This window comes from Methylobacterium sp. J-072 (assembly GCF_022829425.1).
GTDB lineage: Bacteria > Pseudomonadota > Alphaproteobacteria > Rhizobiales > Beijerinckiaceae > Methylobacterium.
In genome coordinates, this window is record NZ_JAKSYK010000200.1 from 1 (window position 1) to 20,583 (window position 20,583).

18 protein-coding genes are annotated in these 20,583 nt (G+C 70.6%); 6 read left to right on the forward strand and 12 right to left on the reverse strand.

The genetic code is table 11. From position 1 onward, the window contains the following. From MKK67_RS26315 to MKK67_RS26325, 3 genes are all read right to left on the reverse strand, one after another. On the reverse strand, positions 1-1,297 hold a 1,297-nt coding region (locus MKK67_RS26315; protein ID WP_243971038.1), incomplete at its 3' end, for a sensor histidine kinase. 668 nt (positions 1,298-1,965) lie between these two features. Further along, the gene (locus MKK67_RS26320; protein ID WP_243971040.1) at positions 1,966-3,195 is read right to left on the reverse strand and encodes an acyl-CoA dehydrogenase; all 1,230 of its coding nucleotides are present in this window, start codon (positions 3,193-3,195) and stop codon (positions 1,966-1,968) included. 109 nt (positions 3,196-3,304) lie between these two features. Then, on the reverse strand, positions 3,305-4,234 hold the full coding sequence (locus tag MKK67_RS26325; protein ID WP_243971042.1) for an AEC family transporter: 930 nt from the start codon (positions 4,232-4,234) through the stop codon (positions 3,305-3,307). Positions 4,235-4,326: 92 nt separating this feature from the next. Between MKK67_RS26325 and MKK67_RS26330 the strand changes: the two genes are divergently transcribed. Beyond that, the gene (locus MKK67_RS26330; RefSeq protein WP_243971044.1) at positions 4,327-5,109 is read left to right on the forward strand and encodes a class I SAM-dependent methyltransferase; all 783 of its coding nucleotides are present in this window, start codon (positions 4,327-4,329) and stop codon (positions 5,107-5,109) included. Positions 5,110-5,131: 22 nt separating this feature from the next. Here MKK67_RS26330 and MKK67_RS26335 read toward each other — a convergent pair whose 3' ends face one another. After that, positions 5,132-5,605: a hypothetical protein gene (locus MKK67_RS26335; RefSeq protein WP_243971047.1), complete on the reverse strand. Its 474-nt coding sequence runs from the start codon at positions 5,603-5,605 to the stop codon at positions 5,132-5,134. A 92-nt stretch (positions 5,606-5,697) separates the two neighbouring features. Next, positions 5,698-6,900, reverse strand: coding sequence for a trans-sulfuration enzyme family protein (locus MKK67_RS26340; RefSeq protein ID WP_243971048.1), 1,203 nt, complete (start codon positions 6,898-6,900; stop codon positions 5,698-5,700). A gap of 138 nt (positions 6,901-7,038) precedes the next feature. Between MKK67_RS26340 and MKK67_RS26345 the strand changes: the two genes are divergently transcribed. Beyond that, the gene (locus MKK67_RS26345) at positions 7,039-7,557 is read left to right on the forward strand and encodes a TspO/MBR family protein (RefSeq protein ID WP_243971051.1); all 519 of its coding nucleotides are present in this window, start codon (positions 7,039-7,041) and stop codon (positions 7,555-7,557) included. Positions 7,558-7,793: 236 nt separating this feature from the next. On the opposite strand, the gene MKK67_RS26350 is transcribed toward MKK67_RS26345, so the two are convergent. The 4 genes from MKK67_RS26350 to MKK67_RS26365 all read right to left on the reverse strand — a co-directional run bounded on the left by MKK67_RS26350 (position 7,794) and on the right by MKK67_RS26365 (position 13,791). Beyond that, positions 7,794-8,327, reverse strand: coding sequence for a phosphate-starvation-inducible PsiE family protein (locus MKK67_RS26350; protein ID WP_243971053.1), 534 nt, complete (start codon positions 8,325-8,327; stop codon positions 7,794-7,796). A 358-nt stretch (positions 8,328-8,685) separates the two neighbouring features. Next, a complete protein-coding gene (locus tag MKK67_RS26355; protein WP_007567051.1) occupies positions 8,686-9,243 on the reverse strand; it encodes a DUF4337 domain-containing protein in 558 nt (185 codons plus the stop codon). A gap of 86 nt (positions 9,244-9,329) precedes the next feature. Then, positions 9,330-12,470, reverse strand: a complete 3,141-nt coding sequence (locus tag MKK67_RS26360; RefSeq protein ID WP_243971055.1) for an efflux RND transporter permease subunit — start codon at positions 12,468-12,470, stop codon at positions 9,330-9,332. Positions 12,471-12,480: 10 nt separating this feature from the next. Further along, complete coding sequence (locus MKK67_RS26365) at positions 12,481-13,791, reverse strand: efflux RND transporter periplasmic adaptor subunit (protein ID WP_243971057.1); 1,311 nt, start codon at positions 13,789-13,791, stop codon at positions 12,481-12,483. Positions 13,792-13,969: 178 nt separating this feature from the next. Between MKK67_RS26365 and MKK67_RS26370 the strand changes: the two genes are divergently transcribed. Further along, complete coding sequence (locus MKK67_RS26370) at positions 13,970-14,152, forward strand: hypothetical protein (RefSeq protein ID WP_243971059.1); 183 nt, start codon at positions 13,970-13,972, stop codon at positions 14,150-14,152. A gap of 224 nt (positions 14,153-14,376) precedes the next feature. Here MKK67_RS26370 and MKK67_RS26375 read toward each other — a convergent pair whose 3' ends face one another. The 3 genes from MKK67_RS26375 to MKK67_RS26385 form a co-directional block, all read right to left on the reverse strand. After that, a complete protein-coding gene (locus MKK67_RS26375) occupies positions 14,377-15,420 on the reverse strand; it encodes a glycosyltransferase (protein WP_243971061.1) in 1,044 nt (347 codons plus the stop codon). Continuing rightward, a complete protein-coding gene (locus tag MKK67_RS26380; protein WP_243971064.1) occupies positions 15,417-16,511 on the reverse strand; it encodes a glycosyltransferase in 1,095 nt (364 codons plus the stop codon). The genes MKK67_RS26375 and MKK67_RS26380 overlap by 4 nt, the downstream gene beginning before the upstream one ends. Positions 16,512-16,848: 337 nt before the next feature. Then, positions 16,849-17,943 (reverse strand): glycosyltransferase family 4 protein, encoded by a 1,095-nt coding sequence (locus tag MKK67_RS26385; RefSeq protein ID WP_243971066.1) that lies wholly within the window; start codon positions 17,941-17,943, stop codon positions 16,849-16,851. Between the two features lie 185 nt (positions 17,944-18,128). On the opposite strand from MKK67_RS26385, the gene MKK67_RS26390 reads away from it, so the two are divergent. From MKK67_RS26390 to MKK67_RS26400, 3 genes are read left to right on the forward strand one after another with little or no spacing between them, the layout of a single operon-like run. After that, positions 18,129-18,827, forward strand: a complete 699-nt coding sequence (locus MKK67_RS26390) for a cytochrome b/b6 domain-containing protein (protein ID WP_243971068.1) — start codon at positions 18,129-18,131, stop codon at positions 18,825-18,827. Further along, positions 18,824-19,564: a molybdopterin-dependent oxidoreductase gene (locus MKK67_RS26395; RefSeq protein WP_243971070.1), complete on the forward strand. Its 741-nt coding sequence runs from the start codon at positions 18,824-18,826 to the stop codon at positions 19,562-19,564. Before MKK67_RS26390 ends, MKK67_RS26395 begins: the two co-directional genes overlap by 4 nt. A 44-nt stretch (positions 19,565-19,608) precedes the next feature. Beyond that, a complete protein-coding gene (locus MKK67_RS26400; protein WP_243971073.1) occupies positions 19,609-20,583 on the forward strand; it encodes an SPFH domain-containing protein in 975 nt (324 codons plus the stop codon).

The following is a 20,583-nucleotide window of genomic DNA, read 5'->3' on the forward strand; positions in this document are numbered from 1 at the left end:
CCGGCAGGCCGGGGCCGTTGTCGGTCACCAGGATGGTCACCCGGCCGGGCTCGTCGCGGCTGGCGGCGACCCGCACCTCGGCGTCTGGCACCCCGGCGCCGTCGAGCGCCTGGACCGCGTTGCGGACGAGGTTGGCGAGCGCCCGGGCGAGCTGCTCCGGATCGGCCTGCACGCGGCATTCGCCAGGCTCGACGACGACGCGGACGGCACCGGACGCGAGCGCGGCGAGATCCGGCAATTCCGCGAAGAGGGGCGCCAGCGGCGTGGCGCTCAGCTTCGGCGCGCGCTCGGAAACGCGCCCGTAGGCCAGGCTCGCTTCGCAGAACCGGATCGCCCGGGCGATGGCCGCCACCAGCCGCGGGGCCACCCGCTGGACCATCGGGTCGGCGGTGTCCTCCAAACGATCGCCCAGCAGTTGCGCGCCGGTCAGCAGGTTGCGCAGCTCGTGGCTGATCTTGCTCACCGCGAGCCCCAGCTCGGCGAGCCGCCGCTTCTGGCGGAGCTGCTCGGCCAGGATCCGCTGCATCCGGCCCAGCGCCAGCTCGGCCTGGCCAATCTCGTCGCGGCGGCGGGACGGCGCGATGATCCGGCCGGCATCCTCCGGGTTCTCGGCGAAGGCGGTGATGCTGGTGGCGAGCCGCCGCACCGGGCGCACGATCAGCACTTGCAGGACCACGAAGACCAGCCCGGCCGCGGAGGCCGCGATGATCAGCGACGACACCAGCAGCCGGAGCGCGTAGTCGATCATGGCGGCGCGGAGCGGCGCCTCGTCGAGCAGGATCTCGACCCGGTCGAAGCCGATCCCGCCCTCTCCGATCACCCGGATCGGATCGCGAACCGGCGCCACCAGGGTCCGCCAGGCGCCCCGGATGGTCGACAGGGCGGTGACGTCGCGCAGGTCGACGGTGTCGGAGACCGTCTCGGGCACCGGCTCGATGGCGAGCAGCCGCTGGGCGCCGCCGCCGCGCACCGCGATCGCCCGGGCATTGACCCCGGCGAGCAGCCGGCTCTCCAGCGCCTCCGAGACCGGCTCGCCGGTGCGGCCGTCGAGGACCAAGGCGGCAACCTGCGCGGCCGCGACCCGGTCGGACATCCACTCGATCCGGTAATTGGCCACGGCCGGCACGTAGGTCAGCACCTCGGCCACCACCACGAAGGCGACGGTGACGAGGAACAGCCGCCCGGACAGGCCGAGCCGCGCCGGGCGCCGATCGGGCACCTCGCGCGACGCAGCGGCCGCCGGAGCCGCGACCGTATCGGATTCGACGGCCACGCCCATCACGCTCCGGACCGGCATCGCGGACCGAGATCGGCGGGGCGAAGATCGTAAAAGCTCGAGCCGTTTCCGGCCTTCGCGCAGGACATGGTCGTGACGCCATCGTTTCGAAGGCGAGACGACAGGGGCCGTCCCGCGCGCACTATACGAGCACGACGGGGCCAGAGTTGCATGTACCTTAGAGCACCTCGAAATTCGTCCCTGGCCGGGAGTGCTGAGCGGACGGCGCCCCGCGCCGTCCTTGCGCGCGCGGCGCGGCAAACCGAGGACGCGCCCCGTTCCAGGATCGCGCCAACCTTGGTTGTGAACGCGATCCGCCTGGGCGTTGGGTGGCTGCTTTCGACCGAGACCGTGTGAGGACACCGTTTTTGCTGACGCCGGTCGCACACGAGAGGTTGGATCACAGATCGAAGCGACGGCCCTCAGGCCAGGCTGGCCGCGATCAGCGGATCGACCCCGAAGATCTGGATCCTCCGCTTCATGGAAGCCAGAACGTGGAGGCTCATCTCGGTCCTGACCTTGGCCAAGGTCAGGGGCATGACGTGGGTCGCTCCTATCCCCTTCGGCGGCCCTCGAAGGAGGGCTCCAGAGATCGCAGCGCTATCTGGAGCCCTCCTTCGAGGGCGCCGCTCTGCGACGCCACCTCAGGATGAGGGGGTTGGTGGGAGGAGCGGCGAGGTCCCAGAAAATCAAAAAAACGCCTGCAGCCCCGTCTGGGCCCGTCCCAAAATCAGCGCGTGGACATCGTGGGTGCCCTCGTAGGTGTTGACCGTCTCGAGGTTCTGGGCGTGGCGCATCACGTGGTACTCACCCATGATGCCGTTGCCACCGTGCATGTCGCGGGCGGTGCGGGCGATGTCGAGGGCCTTGCCGCAATTGTTGCGCTTGATCAGCGAGATCATCTCGGGGGCCATCTTGCCCTCGTCCATCAGCCGGCCGACCCGCAGCGAGGCCTGGAGGCCGAGGGTGATCTCGGTCTGCATGTCGGCGAGCTTTTTCTGGACCAGTTGCGTCTGGGCGAGGGGACGGCCGAACTGCTTGCGCTCCAGGGTGTAATTGCGCGCCCGATGCCAGCAATCCTCGGCCGCGCCCATCGCGCCCCAGGAGATGCCGTAGCGCGCCCGGTTGAGGCAGCCGAACGGACCTTTGAGACCGGAGACGTTGGGCAGCAGCGCGTCCTCGCCGACCTCGACGCCCTCCATGACGATCTCGCCGGTGGTGGAGGCGCGCAAGGACAGCTTGCCCTTCAGGGTCGGGGCGGAGAGGCCCTTCATGCCCTTCTCGAGGACGAAGCCGCGGATCGCGCCCTCGTGCGCGTCCGATTTCGCCCAGACCACGAACACGTCCGCGAAGGGGGCGTTGGAGATCCACATCTTGGCGCCCGAGATCCGGTAGCCGCCGTCGATCTTTTCCGCCTTGGTCTTCATGCCGGCGGGATCGGAGCCGGCATCCGGCTCGGTCAGGCCGAAGCAGCCGATCCACTCGCCGGACGCGAGCTTCGGCAGGAATTTCTGGCGCTGTTCCTCCGAGCCGTAGGCGTGGATCGGGTACATGACGAGGGAGGATTGCACGCTCATCATCGAGCGGTAGCCGGAATCCACCGCCTCGACGGCCCGCGCCACCAGCCCGTAGGCGACGTAGGAGGCGCCGGCGCAGCCGTATTCCTCCGGCAGGGTCACGCCGAGCAGCCCGAGTTCGCCCATCTTCCGGAACAGGCCGGGATCGGTCTTCTCCTCGGCATAGGCCTCGACGATGCCGGGGAGGAGTTGCTCCTGCGCAAAGCTCTGGGCCGCGTCGCGGATCGCCCGCTCGTCCTCGGTGAGCTGGTCCTCCAGCAAGAACGGATCCTCCCAGACGAAGCGCGCCGAGGCCGGGGCCGACGGGGAGGCGCTGCCCGGGGGGCGCATCGGAGCGTTCATGGGATTTCCTCGCCTACAGGATGCGGCGGGCTTCGGCCCCGCGCTTGGCGTCACCCTAGACCCGCACGGCCTGCGGTCCAACGCGCCCGGTGACGCTGGGCTCCGAGCGTCACGCCCGGCCGAGCAGCATCAGCCAGCCGAGGGTCGTCAGCGGCGCCAGCAGCGTCGAGACCAGCACGGAGGCCGCGACCATCCCGGTCTCGGTCCGGTAGCGGGCGGCGAGCAGGTAGGCGTTGATTCCCACTGGCATGGCGGCGAACAGGGTGGCGACGCCCGCGTAAGCCGTCGGCATCTTGAAGACGTGGAAGGCGAGCACCCACACGGCCAGCGGGTGCAGCAGGTTCTTCAAGCACGCGATCACCAGCGCGCCCTTGAGGTCGAACAGCACCCGGTAGCGCTTGAGGCCGGCACCGAGGGCCACCAGCGCGCAGGTCGAGGCGGTGCCGGCAAACGCGTCGATCAGGGATTTGGGGATCCCGGTCGGGGTGAGGCCGGTGCTCTTCATCGCCATGCCGATGAGCAGGGCCACGAAGATCGGGTTCTTCAGCAGCACCAGGGCGAGGCCGCGGATCCGGGCCAGGACCGGCAGGCCGGAATCGGATTCGCTCAGGAAGGTGGCGCAGCCCATCATCAGCGGCAGGTGGACGGCGAGCAGCATGAACAGCGGGAAGGCGCCGTCCTCGCCATAGGCCTGGAGGATCATCGGCACGCCGACGAACACGGTGTTCGATTGGCTCGCCGCGAAGCCGTGCAGGATCGCGCCGCGCCGCTCGATCCCGGCACGGCGCCGGGCGATCAGCGTGCCCACGAACCAGGACAGGCCGGCCCCGCCGAAATACGAGATCCAGTAGCTCCAGGCGACCTCGCCATTCATCCCCGGTCGGGTCAGCGTGGCGATGATCAGGGCCGGCACTGCGACCGCGAACACGTATTCCGAGAGGCCGTCGCTCACCTTATCGGACAGGAGCCCGGTGAGCGCCGCGCCCCAGCCGATCAGGACGATCCCGAAGATCGGGGCGATGATGGCGAGGGCGTTCACGAAACCGGCGGGGATGGGGGTTAGAAGGGGCGCGTTCAGGCGCATAGCATGGCGGCGCAGGCGTTTGCGCAGATTTGCGGAGCATCCGGGGCATGCCACGAGACAGCGAAGCCGAAATTCATCGGGCTGCCGCGGGCGGCTACGACGCACAGGCGGCCGCCTACGTTACCGGCCGGCCTGATTACCCCGAGGCCGTGGCGGATTGGCTCGCCACGGATCTGGATCTCCGCCCGGGTCGTTCCGTGCTCGATCTCGGATCGGGTACCGGCAAATTCCTGCCCTACCTGCGGGCGACCGGCGCGACGACCGTGGCGGTGGAGCCGGTCGCGGCGATGCGCGCGCAACTCGCGATCCAGCATCCCGACATGGTCGTGTATGCGGGGACCGCGGAGTCCATCCCGCTGGACTCGGACAGCATCGACGCGGTCGTCTGCGCCCAATCCTTCCACTGGTTCGCCAATGCCGGTGCGCTTGCCGAGATCGCCCGGGTCCTGCGCCCCGGCGGCCGGCTCGGTCTGATCTGGAACGTGCGCGACGAGTCGGTACCCTGGGTCGCGGCCCTGTCACGGATCACGGATCCCCACGAAGGCGGCGCGCCGCGCTACCGCACCGGCGCGTGGCGGACTTTATTTCCTGCTCCCGGCTTCGGCCCCCTGCGCGAACGCCGCTGGCCGCATGCGCATCGCGGGACGCCGGAAGCCGTGATCGTCGACCGCACCCTTACGGTGAGCTTCGTCGCGGCGATGCCGGATCCGGAGCGCGCCGGCATCGCCGCGGCGGTGCGGGCGCTCGTCGCCGACACCGCCGAACTCGCCGGCAAGGATGTCGTCTCGTTCCCCTACGTGACGGCGGCGTTCAGCTGCGTCCGATCCTGACGCCGGATGGCGTTGCCGCGGCCTACTTGTTCTCCAGAACCTCGATCGGGTTCGTGCGCTGGCTGGCGGGCGGCTCCTTGGTGAGGTTGGCGCCGCCCTCCCGCTGCGCCTTGACGTCCTTCGGCGCACCCGGGCCGCCGACCGCCGCGCCGCCCTGACCGGACTGGGTCGGCACGGAGCCGGAGGCCAGTTCCAGGCAGGTCACCATCTCGACATAGGACGGGTAGCCGCCGGCCTTGAACTGGCTTTCGCACTGGCGCTTGGCCGCGGAGGTGTAGCTGCCCCAGTGGTTCTCGGCCTCGCGCTTGGCCTCCCGCTCGGAGCGGAGGCAGCCGTCGTAATTGGCCTGGTCGCTGATCGAGGTGTTGGCGACCTGCGCCGACTTGCAGGTCGTCTCCACGTCGAGGTTCGGCACCGTGTCGGCCCGGGCGGATCCGGAGGCGAGGGCCAGGAGCGCGAGCGCCCCGGGGACGGAGGCACGGAAGGGGACGGGCATGGTCGTGAGGCTCGCGGTCTGTGGCGATGGTCGCCGGCGGATTTGCCGGCACAACGCGCCAGGACGGCGTTCGGCACCACGTGGCGCCTGCGTCAGGCTCCGTGCGCGCCGCGCAGCGCCTGGTCGAGGTCGCCGTACAGGTCCTCGGTATCCTCGATCCCGGTGGACAGGCGCAGCAGGTCCGGCGGGCAGGGGCTGCCCGGACCCTCCACGGAGGCCCGGTGCTCGATCAGGCTCTCGACGCCGCCGAGCGAGGTCGCGCGCTTCCACAGTCGCACCCGCGCCGCGGTGGCGATCGCCCCGGCCTCGCCGCCAGCGACCCGGATCGACAGCATGAAGCCGAAGCCGTCCTGCATCTGTCGGCGCGCCACCGCGTGCCCGGGGTCGTCGGGGAGGCCCGGATAGAGGACATGGCTTACATGCGGATGCCCGCTTAGGCGCTCGGCGAGCCGCAGGGCGCCGGCCGATTGCGCCGCCGCCCGCAGGTGCAAGGTCCGCAGCGAGCGCATCAGCAGATAAGCCTCGAACGGCCCCAAAATCCCGCCGCTGCCGGCGCGGATGCCCCGGATCCGCTCCCAGAACGCGTCCGCCCTGACGCCGGCCAGTACGCCCGCCACCACGTCGGAATGCCCGTTCAGGATCTTGGTACCCGAATGCATCACGATGTCGGCGCCGAGTTCCAGCGGGCGGGTATGGACCGGCGAGGCCGCGGTGGAATCGACCGCCAGCCGCGCCCCGGCGGCGTGGGCGATCTCGGCGGCGGCCGCGATGTCGGTGACCGTCCAGAGCGGGTTGCCGGGGGTCTCGATCCAGACGAGCTTGGTCCGGCCGGGCTCGATCGCGGCGCGCAGGGCGGCGGTGTCGTCGGTATCCACGAAGGTCAGGCCCAGTCCGCGTCGGGGCGCCTCCTCGCGCAGCCAGCGCTTGAGCGCCCAGTACATGACGGTGCCGGCGACGACGTGGTCGCCGGGCTCCAGGGCACCGAACACGGCGGTGGCCGCCGCCATCCCGGAACCGAACAGCAGGGCGCCGGCCTGCGCGCCCTCCAGCATCGCCAGGACGGCCTCGGCCTCGCGGACCGTGGCGTTGTCGGGCCGGGCGTAGCAGTAGCCCGAGCTGTAGCCGTTGTCGGGATCGCGGATGAAGGTGGTGGACAGGTGGAGCGGCATCACCACCGCGCGGGTCTCGGGCTCGATCCGGCCCATGGCCTGCGCCGCGAGGCTGCGGCGGGACAACCCGGTCGGCATACCGTTGCCGGTATCCGTATGCCGGTGAGGCGCGTTAGGGTCTGACATCTGGCAATTCCGGCGGATGGAAGCAGGCGCGTGCCACGGCGCACGGGCCCCTGCAACCTGCGCCTCGACCCTGGATCCTCTTGCCCGAAGGCCGGCATCCATCGTTCGGGATGATGCTTGAGCGGAGAACGACCGACGATGCTTGCCGCGACACAAGTCCCCGTAGGTCCGGCCCTGCCACGCTGGCTACGGCTGGCGGCCGCGATCGTGCCGGTGATGATCACCGCTTCGATCGGGTCGGCCGCGACCCAGGCCGAGATCCCGGGCTGGTATGCGGGCCTGAACAAGCCGTTCTTCAACCCGCCGAACTGGGTTTTTCCGGTGGCCTGGACCCTGCTCTACACCATGATCGCCGTCGCGCTGTGGCGGCTGCTCGGGGCGATGCCCCGCACCGGGCCGAGCCGCGAGGCCTGGTGGCTGGCGCTCGCCGCCTTCCTGGTCCAGATCGTCCTCAACGCCGCCTGGACGCCGGTGTTCTTCACCGCCCACGCGATCGGCACCGGGCTGATCGTGGTGGCGATGCTGCTGGTCATGGTGCTGTGGACGATCCGCCTGTCCTGGCGGTTCGATCGGCTCGCGGCCTGGCTGCTCGTGCCCTACGCCGCCTGGGTCGCCTTCGCGACGCTGCTCAACGCCGCGATCTTGCGGTTGAATTGAGGGGCAGAGGAGCTGCGCAGGGCCCGCTCAGTCGAGATTTCCCACCCACGCCCTCATCCTGAGGTGCCCGGCGATCGAAGATCGTTGGGCCTCGAAGGAGCCCTCCAGATGCCGCTGCGATCCCTGGAGGGCTCCTTCGAGGGCTTCGCTACGCTACGCCACCTCAGGATGAGGGCGTGGGTGGGATGATCGTCGGGCTTCAGCGTCGATCGCGCGCGGTGGTGAGCCGGCGCGGGTCAACTGGTCCCGCCACTCGTCGTCTCGTCGCCCGCCGGCTTGCCGTCGTCCCGGGCGCGGTGGAGCATGAAGATCGCCAGCACCATCGTGAGGATCAGGCCGGCCAGCACGCCAAGCTCGATCATCGAGGCGTTGAACAGGGCCTGCTTCTCCGGTGACCAGTCCTTGGCGTGGGTGATCTCCGAGGATTGCAGCGTGATCACCAGCACCCGCCGGATCGAGGCGATCAGGCCGACGATCAGGAACGGCTCGCAGGTCAGCTTGCCCGACCGCATCGAGACCCGCACCGTGTGCAGGATCTCGATCAGCATCAGCAGGAACAGCAGCCGGTCGATCACCTCCAGGATCTTCTCGGCGCCCCCGAGCGCCCGCAGGGCGTCCCAGGTCAGCCCGGCGGCGTCGATCAGCGCGGTGAGCGCGGTGATCGCCAGGAGCAGGCCCAGCGCGGCGTAGATCGTGTGCTCGGTGTGGAGGAAGATCCCGCTGGCGATCCGCGTCAGGGGCCCCTGCTGTTCGTCGTCCCTGTCGGCCATCGTGCAACGTCCCCCGGTGAAGCCATGACGAAGTTAGAACGTCGTTCCGAGTCCAGTATCCGGAACAATGTACGAAGCTTTATAGGTGCGTCGTTTTCTTTCGGAATTTGGTCATTGGCCGTCTCCATGGCCCTTCGGAGCCTGATGAGTCGGTCTTTCCCATCCTCGACCTCATCCTGAGGCGACGCAGCGAAGCGGAGCCCTCGAAGGAGCCCTCCAGCCGGCCGCGCGATCCCTGGAGGGCTCCTTCGAGGCCCAGCGATCTTCGATCGCCGGACGCCTCAGGATGAGGGGAGAGGTTGGGATCGCCGTCGATCGGAACCGTTAGGCCACTGCGACCGCGCGCTTGAGCAAGGTCTCAGTGGAAGAACGGCAGCGCATGCGGCGCCAGGTAGCCGAAGCCGAGGAGCGCCGCACCGGCGAGTCCCAAAAAACCGCCGGCGAAGACCAGGATGGCGATGCCGGTGATGACCTCGGCCGAGGCCAGGACGATGCCGATCTGGAAGGCGGCCGAGGCCAATTCGTAATGGTGGTAGCGCAGCAGCGACAGGTCGCGGCGCTCCTCGGAGGCCCGGGCCTTGGCGGTCAGCTCCTTGCGGCCCTCACCGGTGGCGGGCTCTGATTCCCAGCGCGCCAGGGTCTTGGCCCACTCGGCGCGCTTGGCCGCGATCGCGTCCTGGTTCGGGCCGGGCGGCACCAGGGCCAGGGCTTCGTCAGCGGTCTTGAGCACCGTCGAGCGGATCGTGCGCGCCTGGAAATACGCCCACTGGTTGGCGGCCTCGACGTTGGAGCCGATGGAATCTGTCTGGGCCGCCTTGCCCAGCGTTTCGCTGAAGGCGAGGAACAAAGCCAGGATCGAGATCAGCAGCGCCACGCGCTTGTTCGAGCCCTCGATCGCTCCGTGACCACCCGACATGGTTTCCCGATTCCCCGTTGATTCGTCGGGCGCGACTCACAGCCCATCCGGGCCCGGCGCGCAATGCCGCGGCGCCCGCCCGAGCCCTATTCCGCGGCGATCCGCGGCGGCAGCCCCCGGCCGTCATTGGCCGGATGCCGCGCCTCGCTGTAGCCCGGCTCGTCCTGCGGGTCGTCCCGCTCGCCGACGAACCGGCCGAACAGACGCCCGAGCAGACGCGAGAGATCGTCCATCAGCACGAAGATCGCCGGCACGAACACCAGCGACAGCACGGTCGAGACGATCAGGCCGCCGATCACCGCCACCGCCATGGGCGCGCGGAACTCGCCGCCGATGCCGAACGCCATCGCGGACGGCACCATGCCGGCGGCCATCGCGATGGTGGTCATCACGATCGGCCGCGCCCGCTTGCGGCCGGCATCGACGATCGCGGTGGTGCGGTCGACCCCGGCATGGATCTGCTCGACCGCGAAGTCGACCAGCATGATCGCGTTCTTGGTGACCACGCCCATGAGCATCAGGATGCCGATCACCACCGGCATCGAGATCGGCATGTGGCAGATCAAGAGCGCCAGGATCGCGCCGCCGATGGAGAGGGGCAGCGAGAACAGGATGGTAAGCGGCTGGAGGAAGTTGCCGAACAGCAGGATCAGCACGCCGAACACCATCATCAGGCCGGCGCCCATGGCCAGCGCGAAGCCCTCGAACACCTCGCCCATCACCTCGGCGTCGCCGGTCTGGCTGATCGTGACCCCGGGCGGCAGGTTCTTGGCGGTGGGCAGGTTCATCACCTGCTTGATCAACTCGCCAAGGGCGTCGGTGCCCTGCATGTCGCCCTCGATGGCGACGCGCACGGCGCGGTCGTAGCGGTCGATACCGGTGGGGCCCTGGCCGAGGCTGACATCGGCCACCGTCGCCAGCGGCACCGCGGCGCCGCCCTTCACCGGGACCTTCAGGGTCTCGAGCTCCGAGAGCCGACCGCGCAGGCTCTCGGGCAGCTGCACCCGGATCGGCACCTGCCGGTCGGTGGCGTTGAACTTGGCGAGGTTCATGCCGATGTCGCCGATCGTCCCGACCCGGACGGTCTCGGCGATCGTGTCGGTGGAGACGCCGAGATCGGCCGCGACCCCGGGCTTGGGGCGGATGCGGATCTCGGTGCGGTCGAGCGGCGCCGTCGACATGACGTTGACGAGGTGCGGGATCTGCGCCGCCTCCCGCTGGAGCTTGGCGGCGACATCGGCCACCACGGCCTTGTCGGGGCCGGCGATGATCAGCGCCATGTCGCGCTGGCCGCTCTCGCGCAGGGCCCAGAAGCGGATATCCGGCTCCTCGCGCAGGATCTCGGCGACTTCGGCGTCGACCTGCTTCTGGGTGCGCGCGCGGGTGTTCTTTGGCGTGAGGTTGATGGTCAGCGTCGCGAGCCGCACCTCCTTCTTGCCGGGCAATTGCCGGCCGCCATCCACGAACACGCTCTTCACCTCGGGCAGCGCCCGGATTTTCTGTTCGATCGTGTCGCTGAGCTTCACGGTATCCGGAAGGCGGGCGCCCGGGGGCAGTTCCAGCACGAACAGGGTGCGGGCCTGGTCCTCGGCCGGCAGGAAGCCCGCCGGCAGCAGGCCCGTGGAGGCGATGGAGGCGGCAAAGCAGGCGATGCCGAGGATCAGCGTGATGAACTTGTGCCGCACCGACCACGCCACCAGCCGCGTGTAGCCGCGCATCACGATCCCGTCCGTCGTATGGTCGGGGCCGTGGTCGCGCAGGAAATAGGCGGCGAGCAGCGGCGTGATCAGCCGCGCCACCAGCAGCGACATGAACACGGCGGCCGCGATCGTCAGGCCGAACTGCTTGAAATACTGGCCGGCGATGCCGCCCATGAACGAGACCGGCGAGAAGATCGCGATGATCGTCGCCGTGATGGCGATGACCGCGAGCCCGATCTCGTCGGCGGCCTCGAGCGAGGCGCGGTAGGGCGATTTGCCCATCCGCATGTGCCGGACGATGTTCTCGATCTCCACGATCGCGTCGTCCACCAGGATGCCGGTGACCAGCGTGATCGCCAGCAGGCTCACGGCGTTGAGCGAGAAGCCGAGCGCGCTCATCACCCAGAAGGTCGGCAGCACCGAGAGCGGCAGCGCCACCGCGGCGATCAGCGTCGCCCGCCAGTCGCGCAGGAACAGCAGCACCACGATGACCGCCAGCGCCGCGCCTTCGATCAGGCCCATCATGGCCGAGTGGTAATTGCCGATGGTGTTGACGACGCTGGTGTCGATCAGGTCGAAGCGCACGTCCGGGTTGGCCGCGTGGAGCGCGGCGATCTTCTTGGCGACCCCCACCGAGACGTCGGCATCGCTGGCGCCGCTCGCCCGGGAGACCGCGAAGGCCACCACCGGCTCGCCGTTGAAACGCGCGAAGGTGCGCGGCTCCTCGGCGGTGTCCGACAGGGTCGCCAACTCGTCGAGGCGGACCTTGCGGTTGCCCGGCACCACGATCGAGGTCTGGGCAAGCGTATCGAGGCTCGCCGAGGCGGCGAGCGCCCGGATCGATTGCTCCTGCCCGCCGACCTCGCCGCGGCCGCCGGCCATGTCGGCCGAGGTCAGGCGCAGCTGCCGGTTCACGTCCGCCGCGGTGATGCCGAGCGCCAGCAGCCGGTCGGGCTTCAGGGTGACGCGGATCTCCCGGGCGACGCCGCCCAGGCGCTCGACGCCGCCGACGCCCTTCACGCTCTGCAGGCCCCGGGCGACCACGTCGTCCACGAACCACGACAGGTCCTCGGGCGTCATGGCGGGCGCGGAGGCGCCGTAGATCATGATCGGCAGGCCTGCGATCTCGACCCGGGAGACAATCGGCTCGTCGATGGTCCGCGGCAGGTTCTGGCGGATCTTGGCGATGGCGTCCTTGACGTCGTTGGTCGCTCGATCCTGGTTCACCTCCAGGCGGAACTCGATGGTCGTGGTCGAGGTGCCCTCGGTGATGGTCGAGAGGATGTGCTTGACGCCCTTCACCCCGGCGACCGAGTCCTCGACCCACTTGGTGACCTGGGTCTGCAACTCGGCCGGTGCCGCGCCCGACTGGGTGATCGTCACCGAGACGATCGGGATGTCGATATTCGGGAAGCGGGTGATCGGCAGGGCGCGGAAGCTCACAAGCCCCAGGATCATCAGGACCAGGAACAGCACCACCGAGGGCAGCGGCTTCCGGATCGCCCAGGCGGAGACGTTGAGGCGCATGTCTCTGGTCCTACCGCGGGGCCGCGTCGGCCATGGGCGGGCTCGCGGGGGCGCTCATGGGCGTGTTGCCGGCCGGCCGAGCCACTGCGCGCACCCGGTCACCGTCGCGCAAGAAGCTGCCGGCCCGCGCCACGACGCTCTCGCCGGCCGCGACGCCGGAGCGGAGTTCCGTATAGCCGTCGGACGACAGGCCCGAGGTAACGGCGCGCGCCTCGACGCGCCCGTCCTTCGCCACCAGGACGCTGGCCCGGCCGTCCGCCGCGTAGAGCAGGCTGGAGACCGGCACTGCGATGCCCTCCCGGCGCGCCACCTCGACGGTGCCGCGGGCGAAGGCGCCGATGCGCAGGGCCGGATCATCGGAGAGGCGGATGCGGACCTTGCCGAGCCGGGTCGCCCGGTCGACCTCCGGGTAGACCCGGCGCACCTTGCCGCGCAATTGGCGGCCGTCGTCGAGATCGAGGTTTGCCGGGTCGCCCACCGTGATGCGGGCGAGCGAGGTCTCCGGCACCTCGCCTTCCAGCTCGATCTCGCCGCGGGCGATCAGCCGGAACAGGGGTTCCCCCGCCGAGGTGACCGAGGCGCCGACCCGGGCTGTGCGGCGGTTGACGATGCCGGCCTCCGGGGCGCGGATGTCGGTGCGGGCGCGGCGCAGGGCGATCTCCGAGCCGGACGCCCGCGCGGTGGCGAGGTCGGCCTGAGCCGATTGCAAGCCGCCCTTGGCCGCGGCCAGGCGGCCCTCGGCCCCCTGTGCCGCCGAGACGCGCTGCTCCAGCACGGCCGCGGTGGCGTTGCCGGTCTTGGCGAGCGACTGGGCGCGCTCCAGCGCCTGCTTGGCCTCGACGTTGGCGGCCTCCGCCTGGACGATCTGGCTCCGGGCCTGGACGATCGCCGCCTCGGCCCGGGCGATGGCCGCGACGTTCGAGGCCTCCTGGGTGACGATCATCTCCTGCGACAGTTTCGCCAGCACTTGGCCCTTGGTGACCCGGTCACCCTCCTCGACCAGCAACTCGGTGATGCGCAGCCCCTCGACCTCCGGGGCGACCAGGATCTCGTCCCGGGGGACCAGCGTGCCGGTGACCACGGCGCGCTCCACGATCTCGCGGCGCTGGGCCGGGACCACGGTGACGGCCGGCGCGATGGCGGCAGCATCGGGGACGGCGGCGGTCTCGACGGCGCGGGCCGGCGCGGCGGCCAGGAGCACGAGCCCGCACAGGAGGGAGAGGCGGGACGCGCGCCCGGACGGGATCTGCAAAACGGAAGCCTCGCTGGCGGCCTTGTACGGGTCTTTCGTCTCCGTCGCTGGGTAGATCGGCGTTTTCATGGCGCAGGCATCCAGCGGTCGTGCCAGCATAGCGGCTTCGTGCGAGTCCGTCGCTGGACCTCGGGCCGCAGGTCGGGCGCAGATCAAAACAGCCCCGTTTTACCTCCTTCGACCTGCAACCGAGTGCTTAACACGCCGTTATGAGACTGAAGGTCTTCGTGCCATCGCGGAGGAATCAGTGAGCATCTTTCAGATCAAGCAGGCGACGAGCGGCGCCGTCCTCTGGACCGGCGCGGCCGACGACGAGAAGACGGCGCTCGACGCCATGGCCCGCGAAGCCGGGTATCGCGACTTCTCGGCCCTGCCGGACACGATCCGCGCCAGCGGGCTCGAAGCGGCCAAGCTGGATCTGATTTCTTAATTCGGCCGATTCTTGAGCCCCCTCATCCCGGCGTCCGTCCTCGAAGACGGGCGCCTTTTTTTATGCCTGGATTGCAACGGCCCTCACCGTCATTGCGAGCGCAGCGAAGCAACCCAGGGATCCGCCATGATCTGGGATCGCCCGCCGCACTGGGTCGCTTCGCTACGCTCGCGATGACGGAATGGTTTGATCGGCCGAGCGATGCCTTGGGAAACGGCGGCGTCTCAGGCGCGTCCGAGCTGCCGGACCAGCGCCTCGATCGTGGCTGCGCAGTCCGGGATCGCGCTAGGCCGGTGCAGGCCCGCGATCACCGATGGGTCGAGGGCCAGGCCGGCGCGGACCAGTCCGGGCCACGCCTCGGCTTCCGGCCAGCCCGGATGGACGATGGCGGCGCCGAGCCTGTGCAGGGCTTCTGCCTTCTCGGTCTGCTCGCCGTAGGCGCGCTCCTCCGGCAGGCACAGGAAGCGTTTGCCCTGTCCGGCGGCCAGCGCCACGAGGCCGTCGCCGCCGCCGCCGACCAGCAGGGCCGCCCGGGAGATCCGGGCTTCGACATCGTCGACCCAGCCGTGCAGGTGCAGGTTGTTCGGGATCTCGGCGGAGCCCGATACGGGGCCCAGCACGTGCCAGGGCCGGTCGGGCACGGCGCGGGACGCTGACGCGAGATCGGCGACATGGCCCCCCGCGCCGCCGCGGCCGAACACCACGACGATGGCGTCGCTCGCCTCCGCAGCCGTCTGAGCCGGCGCGCCGAGGAAGCCGGCATAGTGCGTCTTGGCGCGGATCCAGTCCGGCGCGCCGGCACCGTCGAGGGCCTCGGGGAAGGGCGCGAGCAGGCGCGCGGCGCTGCGGAAGGCTTCGCAATGCGGCCGGTCGGTCCGGGTGCCGGCGAGCCGCACCACCAGGGTCGGGACCGACAGGAGCCGGGCCAGCAGCGCGATCTCTACCGAGACGTCGACCACGATGAGGGCCGGGTCGGTCCGCCCGACCCATTCGGCGATGCGCGCCATCCGGGCGCGCACCCCCGGATGATTCAGGGGGGCGTAGTGCAGGGCCTCGGGCCGCTCCGCCTCGCCGTCCCGTCCGTCGAACTCCGATCCGCCGAGCGGGCGGTCGTCGGGCAGGTCGAGCACGTCCAGGCCGCTTGTGTCGAACTCGGCGAGGGTGCCGATCAGCGTGCAGGGCCGGGGCAGGGCGGCGGCGACCGCGCGGGCGCGCTGCAGGTGGCCCGCGCCCTGGTGGTGGACGTACCAGCCGATCCCGCGGGTCACGCGGCGTCCCGCAGCGACAGGGCGAGGGCGTCGAGGTCGGCGAGCGCCCGGTCGAGGGGGCATTCCTGGGCCGGTGGGCTGCGCGATTCGAGGATGCGGTCGGCCCGCTCCACGAAGGCGATGTCGTTGGGGCAATCGCGCAGGGCGGCCAACGCGTCGGCACTGAGCCCGAGCCGGGCGCAGGCCTCGGCCCGGGCCGGTCCGGCGAGGTGGAACGCCCGGCGCAGGGCGGCCCGGCGCAGCACCAGGGCCTGCCAATGCGCCGCCTCGGGCAGGAGGTACGGTTCGCCGGCCAGCACCCGGGCGCGGCGGGCCATCTCGGTGGCCATGCCGCCCGAGACCCGGCCCTGGTGCCGGGTCGAGACCATCACGCGCACATCCGGGCAGTGGCGCAGGCGGGCGCCGCTCTCCCGGAGCAGGCTGACGAAGGCATTGTCCTCACCGCAGGGGAGGGGCGGCAGCCCGCCGACCGCGCGGTAGAGCGCCACCGGAACGGCGAGGCTGGCGCCCGTATGGTCGCCGTGGCGCGGGGCCGGGTCGTGCGGCGGCGGGTCGAGGATGTCCTCCAGGCGCCGGACCCCGGCCCAGTAGCGCTCGATCCGCGCGTGCAACTCGGCGAGCCGCGGATCGGCGGCGCCGTCCGCGTCGATCACCAACCGGCCGCCGACGACGTCGGCCGCCCGCAGCGCCCGTAGGTTCGCCGCGACCCAGTCGGCCGGCAGGCGGGCATCGGCGTCGGTGGTGAGCAGGATCCCATCCGGGCCGGTCTCGGCGTCGAGCCAGTCGGCGCCGGAATTGAGCGCCATGCGCCGGGCGGTGCCGACATGCGCCTGCACGCCCTCAAGCGCCGCCTCGATCACCCGCAGGGCTACGGTCGCGAGAGCGCCCGATTCTTGAAGGACGCGGATCGCCGCCACCGTGCCGTCGGTGCAGTTGTTGGCGAGCACCACCACCCGCAGCGGCGCCTCGGCCGAAAAGCCGTCCTGCCGGGCCAGGGAGGCGAGCAGCAGCGGCAGCCGCTCCTCCTCGTTGCGCGCGGGGATGCAGACGACGCAGGGCCGGGCGATCGGGGCGGCGGTTGCGAGGGTCATAGCGGTTTTCCCAACCTCATCGTCGCGAACGCAAGACGCGGTGCAGTTCCCTTTTCCGCAAGGGCGCGGTCCCCGCGGATACGAGGGGCACACGTTCGCAGGCCGGGCGCGTCTCCAAGCTTCCGTGGGCGGTATGCTGCCTACACAACGCTTTGTTCAGGCTGCGATGGGCCCCCTCTCCCGTGCGGGAGAGGGTTGGGGTGAGGGACCAGGTCTTTCCGGAGAGGTCGCATCCCTCACCCTGTCCCTCTCCCGCACGGGAGAGGGGACCCGCGCCTTGTCCCGAAAGGTGTGAAGCCACTCGCCCTGCTGGGAGAGCGGTCCGCACTGCTTTCGTTTAAGCCCGCCCCCCGGCGACCCGCAGCGTCGGCCGGGCCCGCTCGGCGCAGCGCGCCATCACGGCATCGTAGGTTTCGAGATAGCGCTCGGTCATGGCGGCGGCGTCGTAGAGCGCCTCGGCGCGGTCGCGGCAGGCGCGGCGCGACAGGCCGGCCGCCTCGCGGATCGCCACCGACAGGTCGTGCGAATCGTCCGGCCGGGCCAGGCGTCCGCATTGCGCATCGAGGATGTCGGGCATCGCGCCTCGGCGGAAGGCGGCCACCGGCGTGCCGCAGGCCAAAGCCTCCGCGACCACCAGGCCGAACGGCTCTTCCCAGCGCGGCGAGACGATCGCCACCCGGGCGCGGCCGATGTGGTGCGCGAGGTCCCGGTGCGAGAGATGCCCGAGATGGGTCAGGTCCGGCCCGAGCCGGGGGGCGATCTCGGCCGCCCAGTAGCCGGGATTGAGCTTCGGCCCGGCGAATTGCAGCGGCAGCCCGGCCGCGCGGGCGGCGTCGATGGCGAGGTGGAGCCCCTTCTCGGGCACGATCCGGCCGGACCAGAACACGAAGGGCGGATCGTCGGGCGCATCGGAATACGCGAAGGTCGAGAGGTCGACGCCGTTATCGACCACCTGGGCGCCCGGCACGAGGGATTGCCATTCCTGGGCGAGGGACGGCGACACCGCCAGGAAGGCCATGTCGGGATCGGCCACCTCCACGCCCGAGACCAGGGCGTCGAAGGGCGGCGTGTGCAGCACCGTGACCCAGGGCAGCCCGAGCCGGGCGCTCAGCTGCAGGGGCAGGGCGTGCAGGGAATTGTTGTGCACGAGGTCGAAGCCGCCGGCCGCCACCATCTCCATCATGCGCCGGTAGGCGTCGTATTCGGCCGCGTCGATCGCTTCCTCGCGCTCGGGATCAGCCAGGGCGTCGCCGGTCGGGTCGCAGAGCATCACCGGATCGAGGGCCGGGTCCGAGCCGCGGCTGGCGAACAGGGTCACATCATGTCCGTGCCGCTTCAACGCCACGGTGAGGAGATGGGTGTGCATCTCCAGACCGCCGGCATAGGGCTGGCCGATCGGGTACTTCAGATGTGCCAGGACAGCGATCTTCACGCGCGCACCGAATCCGGTTGTGTGGGGATCTTTGCCGGCCGCAGCGGAGCGAGAGGATTTTCGTCCGCAGCGAGCATGGCGGGTATCATGCCCATCTTGTCTTCACCAAGCGTTGCGTCATCGAGGCCGGGAGCGACGACGGACGCAGCGCGTTCCCGACTACATAAGGGCCGCGGTCTGAACCGATGATGATCGAGACGACAGATCGACCATTCAGCCGGGTCCGCCATCCGGCCTGGGTGCGCCTGACCCACTGGACCGGCGCGGCTGCGACCCTGGCGCTGATGGTCAGCGGCACCGCGATCCTGCTGGCCCTGCCGAAGCTGTTCTGGGGCGAGACCGGGGCCAACGACGCGCCGGCCTGGATCACCCTCCCGCTGCCGGTGAACCTCGAGCAGACCGGCTGGGCGCGCAACCTTCATTTCCTGGCCGCCTGGATTTTCGTCCTGAACGGCGCCGCCTATCTGGGCCTCGCCCTGCTGCGCGGGCACCTGCGGCGGCGCCTGCTGCCGGAACCCGCCGAAATCCGGCCGCGGGCGCTTGCCGGCGAGATCCGGTCGCATCTGCGCTTGCGCGGCGGGGCGCCCCCCACCGGCCGCTACAACGCCCTCCAGAAGATCGCCTATCTGGTCGTCCTGCTGGGGCTGGCGCCGCTGATGCTGCTCACTGGCCTGACGATGTCGCCCGGCATCACCGCGGCCTGGCCGGAGCTGTTCAGCCTGTTCGGCGGCCGGCAATCGGCCCGGACGATCCACTTCCTGTCAGCCTTCGCGATGGTGGCGTTCCTGGCCATCCACATCTGGCAGGTGCTGGCCAACCGGCCGGTGGAACTCATGCGCGGCATGACCGTCGGACGGACCGGCAACGCGGAGGAGACCCGATGAGCGCTCTGACCCGACGCCGCCTGATCCTCGGGACCGCCGGCTTCGGCGCGGCCGGCCTCGTCGGCGGCTGCGAGCCCGGCGCGCCGCAGCTGCGCCCCAATCCCTACGGGTTGAGCGACTGGCTGACCTTCGCGGGGCAGCGCCTGCTGCTGGCGCGCCAGCCGCTCGCCCGGGAATTCGGACCCGAGGCGATCTCGGCGGTGTTCCCGACGATCAACACCACCGACCCGGACGACCCGGCCTATCGCCGCTCGAAGGCGCTGGGCTTCTCGGATTGGCGTCTGCCGGTCACCGGCCTCGTCGAGCGGCCCGGCGCGTTCTCGCTCGCCGAACTGAAGGCGATGCCGGCGCGCACGCAGATCACGCTCCATTCCTGCGAGCAGGGCTGGTCGGCGATCGGCCAGTGGACCGGCGTGCCGCTGTCCCAGGTGCTCGCCGCCGCCGGGATGCGCCCGGAGGCGCGCTACGTGGTGATCCGCAGCGTCGACGGCTGGTGGGACAGCTACGACCTGTTCGACGCCCTGCACCCGCAGACGATCCTGGCCTACGGCATGAACGGTGGCGACCTGCCGGTGGCCCACGGCGCCCCGGTTCGCCTGCGGGTGGAGCGCCAGCTCGGCTACAAGTCGTTGAAATACCTCGCCAGCATCGAGGCTGTGGACCGCGTCGACGGCATCGGCCACGGCCGCGGCAGCCTGGTCGCGGGCCTCGGATTCAGCTGGTACGCTGGCATCTGAGCCGCCCATCGCGCGGCGGGCAAGGGGACGGGGGCTTGGCGGCGATGGATCTCACGATCGGTCTGAGCACGTTCGCGGTCGGCGCAGCGGCGCTGGCGGTGATCACGCTGGCGGCCGGCGTGAAGATGATCCCGCAGGGCCACGTCTTCACGGTCGAGCGGTTCGGCCGCTACAACCGCACCCTCGAATCCGGCCTCGGCCTGATCATCCCGTTCGTCGAGCGCGTCGGCCGGCGGGTGAACGTGATGGAGCAGGTGATCGACGTCCCGAGCCAGCAGGCCTTCACTCGCGACAATGCCGGCGTCACCATCGACGCGGTGGTGTTCTACCTCGTGCTCGACGCGGCGCGGGCCTCCTACGAGGTCTCGAACCTCGACCTCGCCATGACTACCCTGACCATGACCAATATCCGCACCGTGGTCGGCTCGATGGATCTCGACCAGCTGCTCGCCCACCGGGACGAGATCAACGAGCGGCTGCTGCGGGTGCTGGACGCGGCGGCCGCGCCCTGGGGCGTGAAGATCAACCGCATCGAGATCAAGGACATCGTGCCCCCGGCCGACCTCGCCGGCGCCATGGCCCGGCAGATGAAGGCCGAGCGCGAGAAGCGCGCCTCGATCCTGGAGGCCGAGGGCCAGCGCGCCGCCGAGATCCTGCGCGCCGAGGGCCGCAAGCAATCGGCGATCCTGGAGGCGGAAGGCCGCCGCGAGGCCGCGTTCCGCGACGCCGAGGCCCGCGAGCGCTCCGCCGAGGCCGAGGCGGCGGCGACCGGGATGGTCAGCCGGGCGATCGCCGAGGGCGACATCGCGGCGGCGAACTTTTTGGTGGCGGAGAAATACGTCGACGCGGTGCGGGCGCTCGCCACCGCGCCGAACCAGCGCGTCGTGGTGGTGCCGATCGAGGCGGCGGCGCTGGCCGGCACGCTGGGCGGCATCGGCGAGCTCACCCGCGCGGTCTTCGGCGAGGCGAGCCCGCCCCGGCGCGCGGGTACGCCGCCCAACGTCGCGCCGCGGACCTGA

Coding starts and splice junctions, on each gene's coding strand:
- MKK67_RS26350 (WP_243971053.1), bottom strand. CDS start 8,327: ATGGCCGACAGGGACGACGAACAGCAGGGGCCCCTGACGCGGATCGCC.
- MKK67_RS26330 (WP_243971044.1), top strand. CDS start 4,327: ATGCCACGAGACAGCGAAGCCGAAATTCATCGGGCTGCCGCGGGCGGC.
- MKK67_RS26360 (WP_243971055.1), bottom strand. CDS start 12,470: ATGCGCCTCAACGTCTCCGCCTGGGCGATCCGGAAGCCGCTGCCCTCG.
- MKK67_RS26365 (WP_243971057.1), bottom strand. CDS start 13,791: ATGAAAACGCCGATCTACCCAGCGACGGAGACGAAAGACCCGTACAAG.
- MKK67_RS26380 (WP_243971064.1), bottom strand. CDS start 16,511: ATGACCCTCGCAACCGCCGCCCCGATCGCCCGGCCCTGCGTCGTCTGC.
- MKK67_RS26345 (WP_243971051.1), top strand. CDS start 7,039: ATGCTTGCCGCGACACAAGTCCCCGTAGGTCCGGCCCTGCCACGCTGG.
- MKK67_RS26335 (WP_243971047.1), bottom strand. CDS start 5,605: ATGCCCGTCCCCTTCCGTGCCTCCGTCCCCGGGGCGCTCGCGCTCCTG.
- MKK67_RS26340 (WP_243971048.1), bottom strand. CDS start 6,900: ATGTCAGACCCTAACGCGCCTCACCGGCATACGGATACCGGCAACGGT.
- MKK67_RS26390 (WP_243971068.1), top strand. CDS start 18,129: ATGATGATCGAGACGACAGATCGACCATTCAGCCGGGTCCGCCATCCG.
- MKK67_RS26400 (WP_243971073.1), top strand. CDS start 19,609: ATGGATCTCACGATCGGTCTGAGCACGTTCGCGGTCGGCGCAGCGGCG.
- MKK67_RS26355 (WP_007567051.1), bottom strand. CDS start 9,243: ATGTCGGGTGGTCACGGAGCGATCGAGGGCTCGAACAAGCGCGTGGCG.
- MKK67_RS26395 (WP_243971070.1), top strand. CDS start 18,824: ATGAGCGCTCTGACCCGACGCCGCCTGATCCTCGGGACCGCCGGCTTC.
- MKK67_RS26320 (WP_243971040.1), bottom strand. CDS start 3,195: ATGAACGCTCCGATGCGCCCCCCGGGCAGCGCCTCCCCGTCGGCCCCG.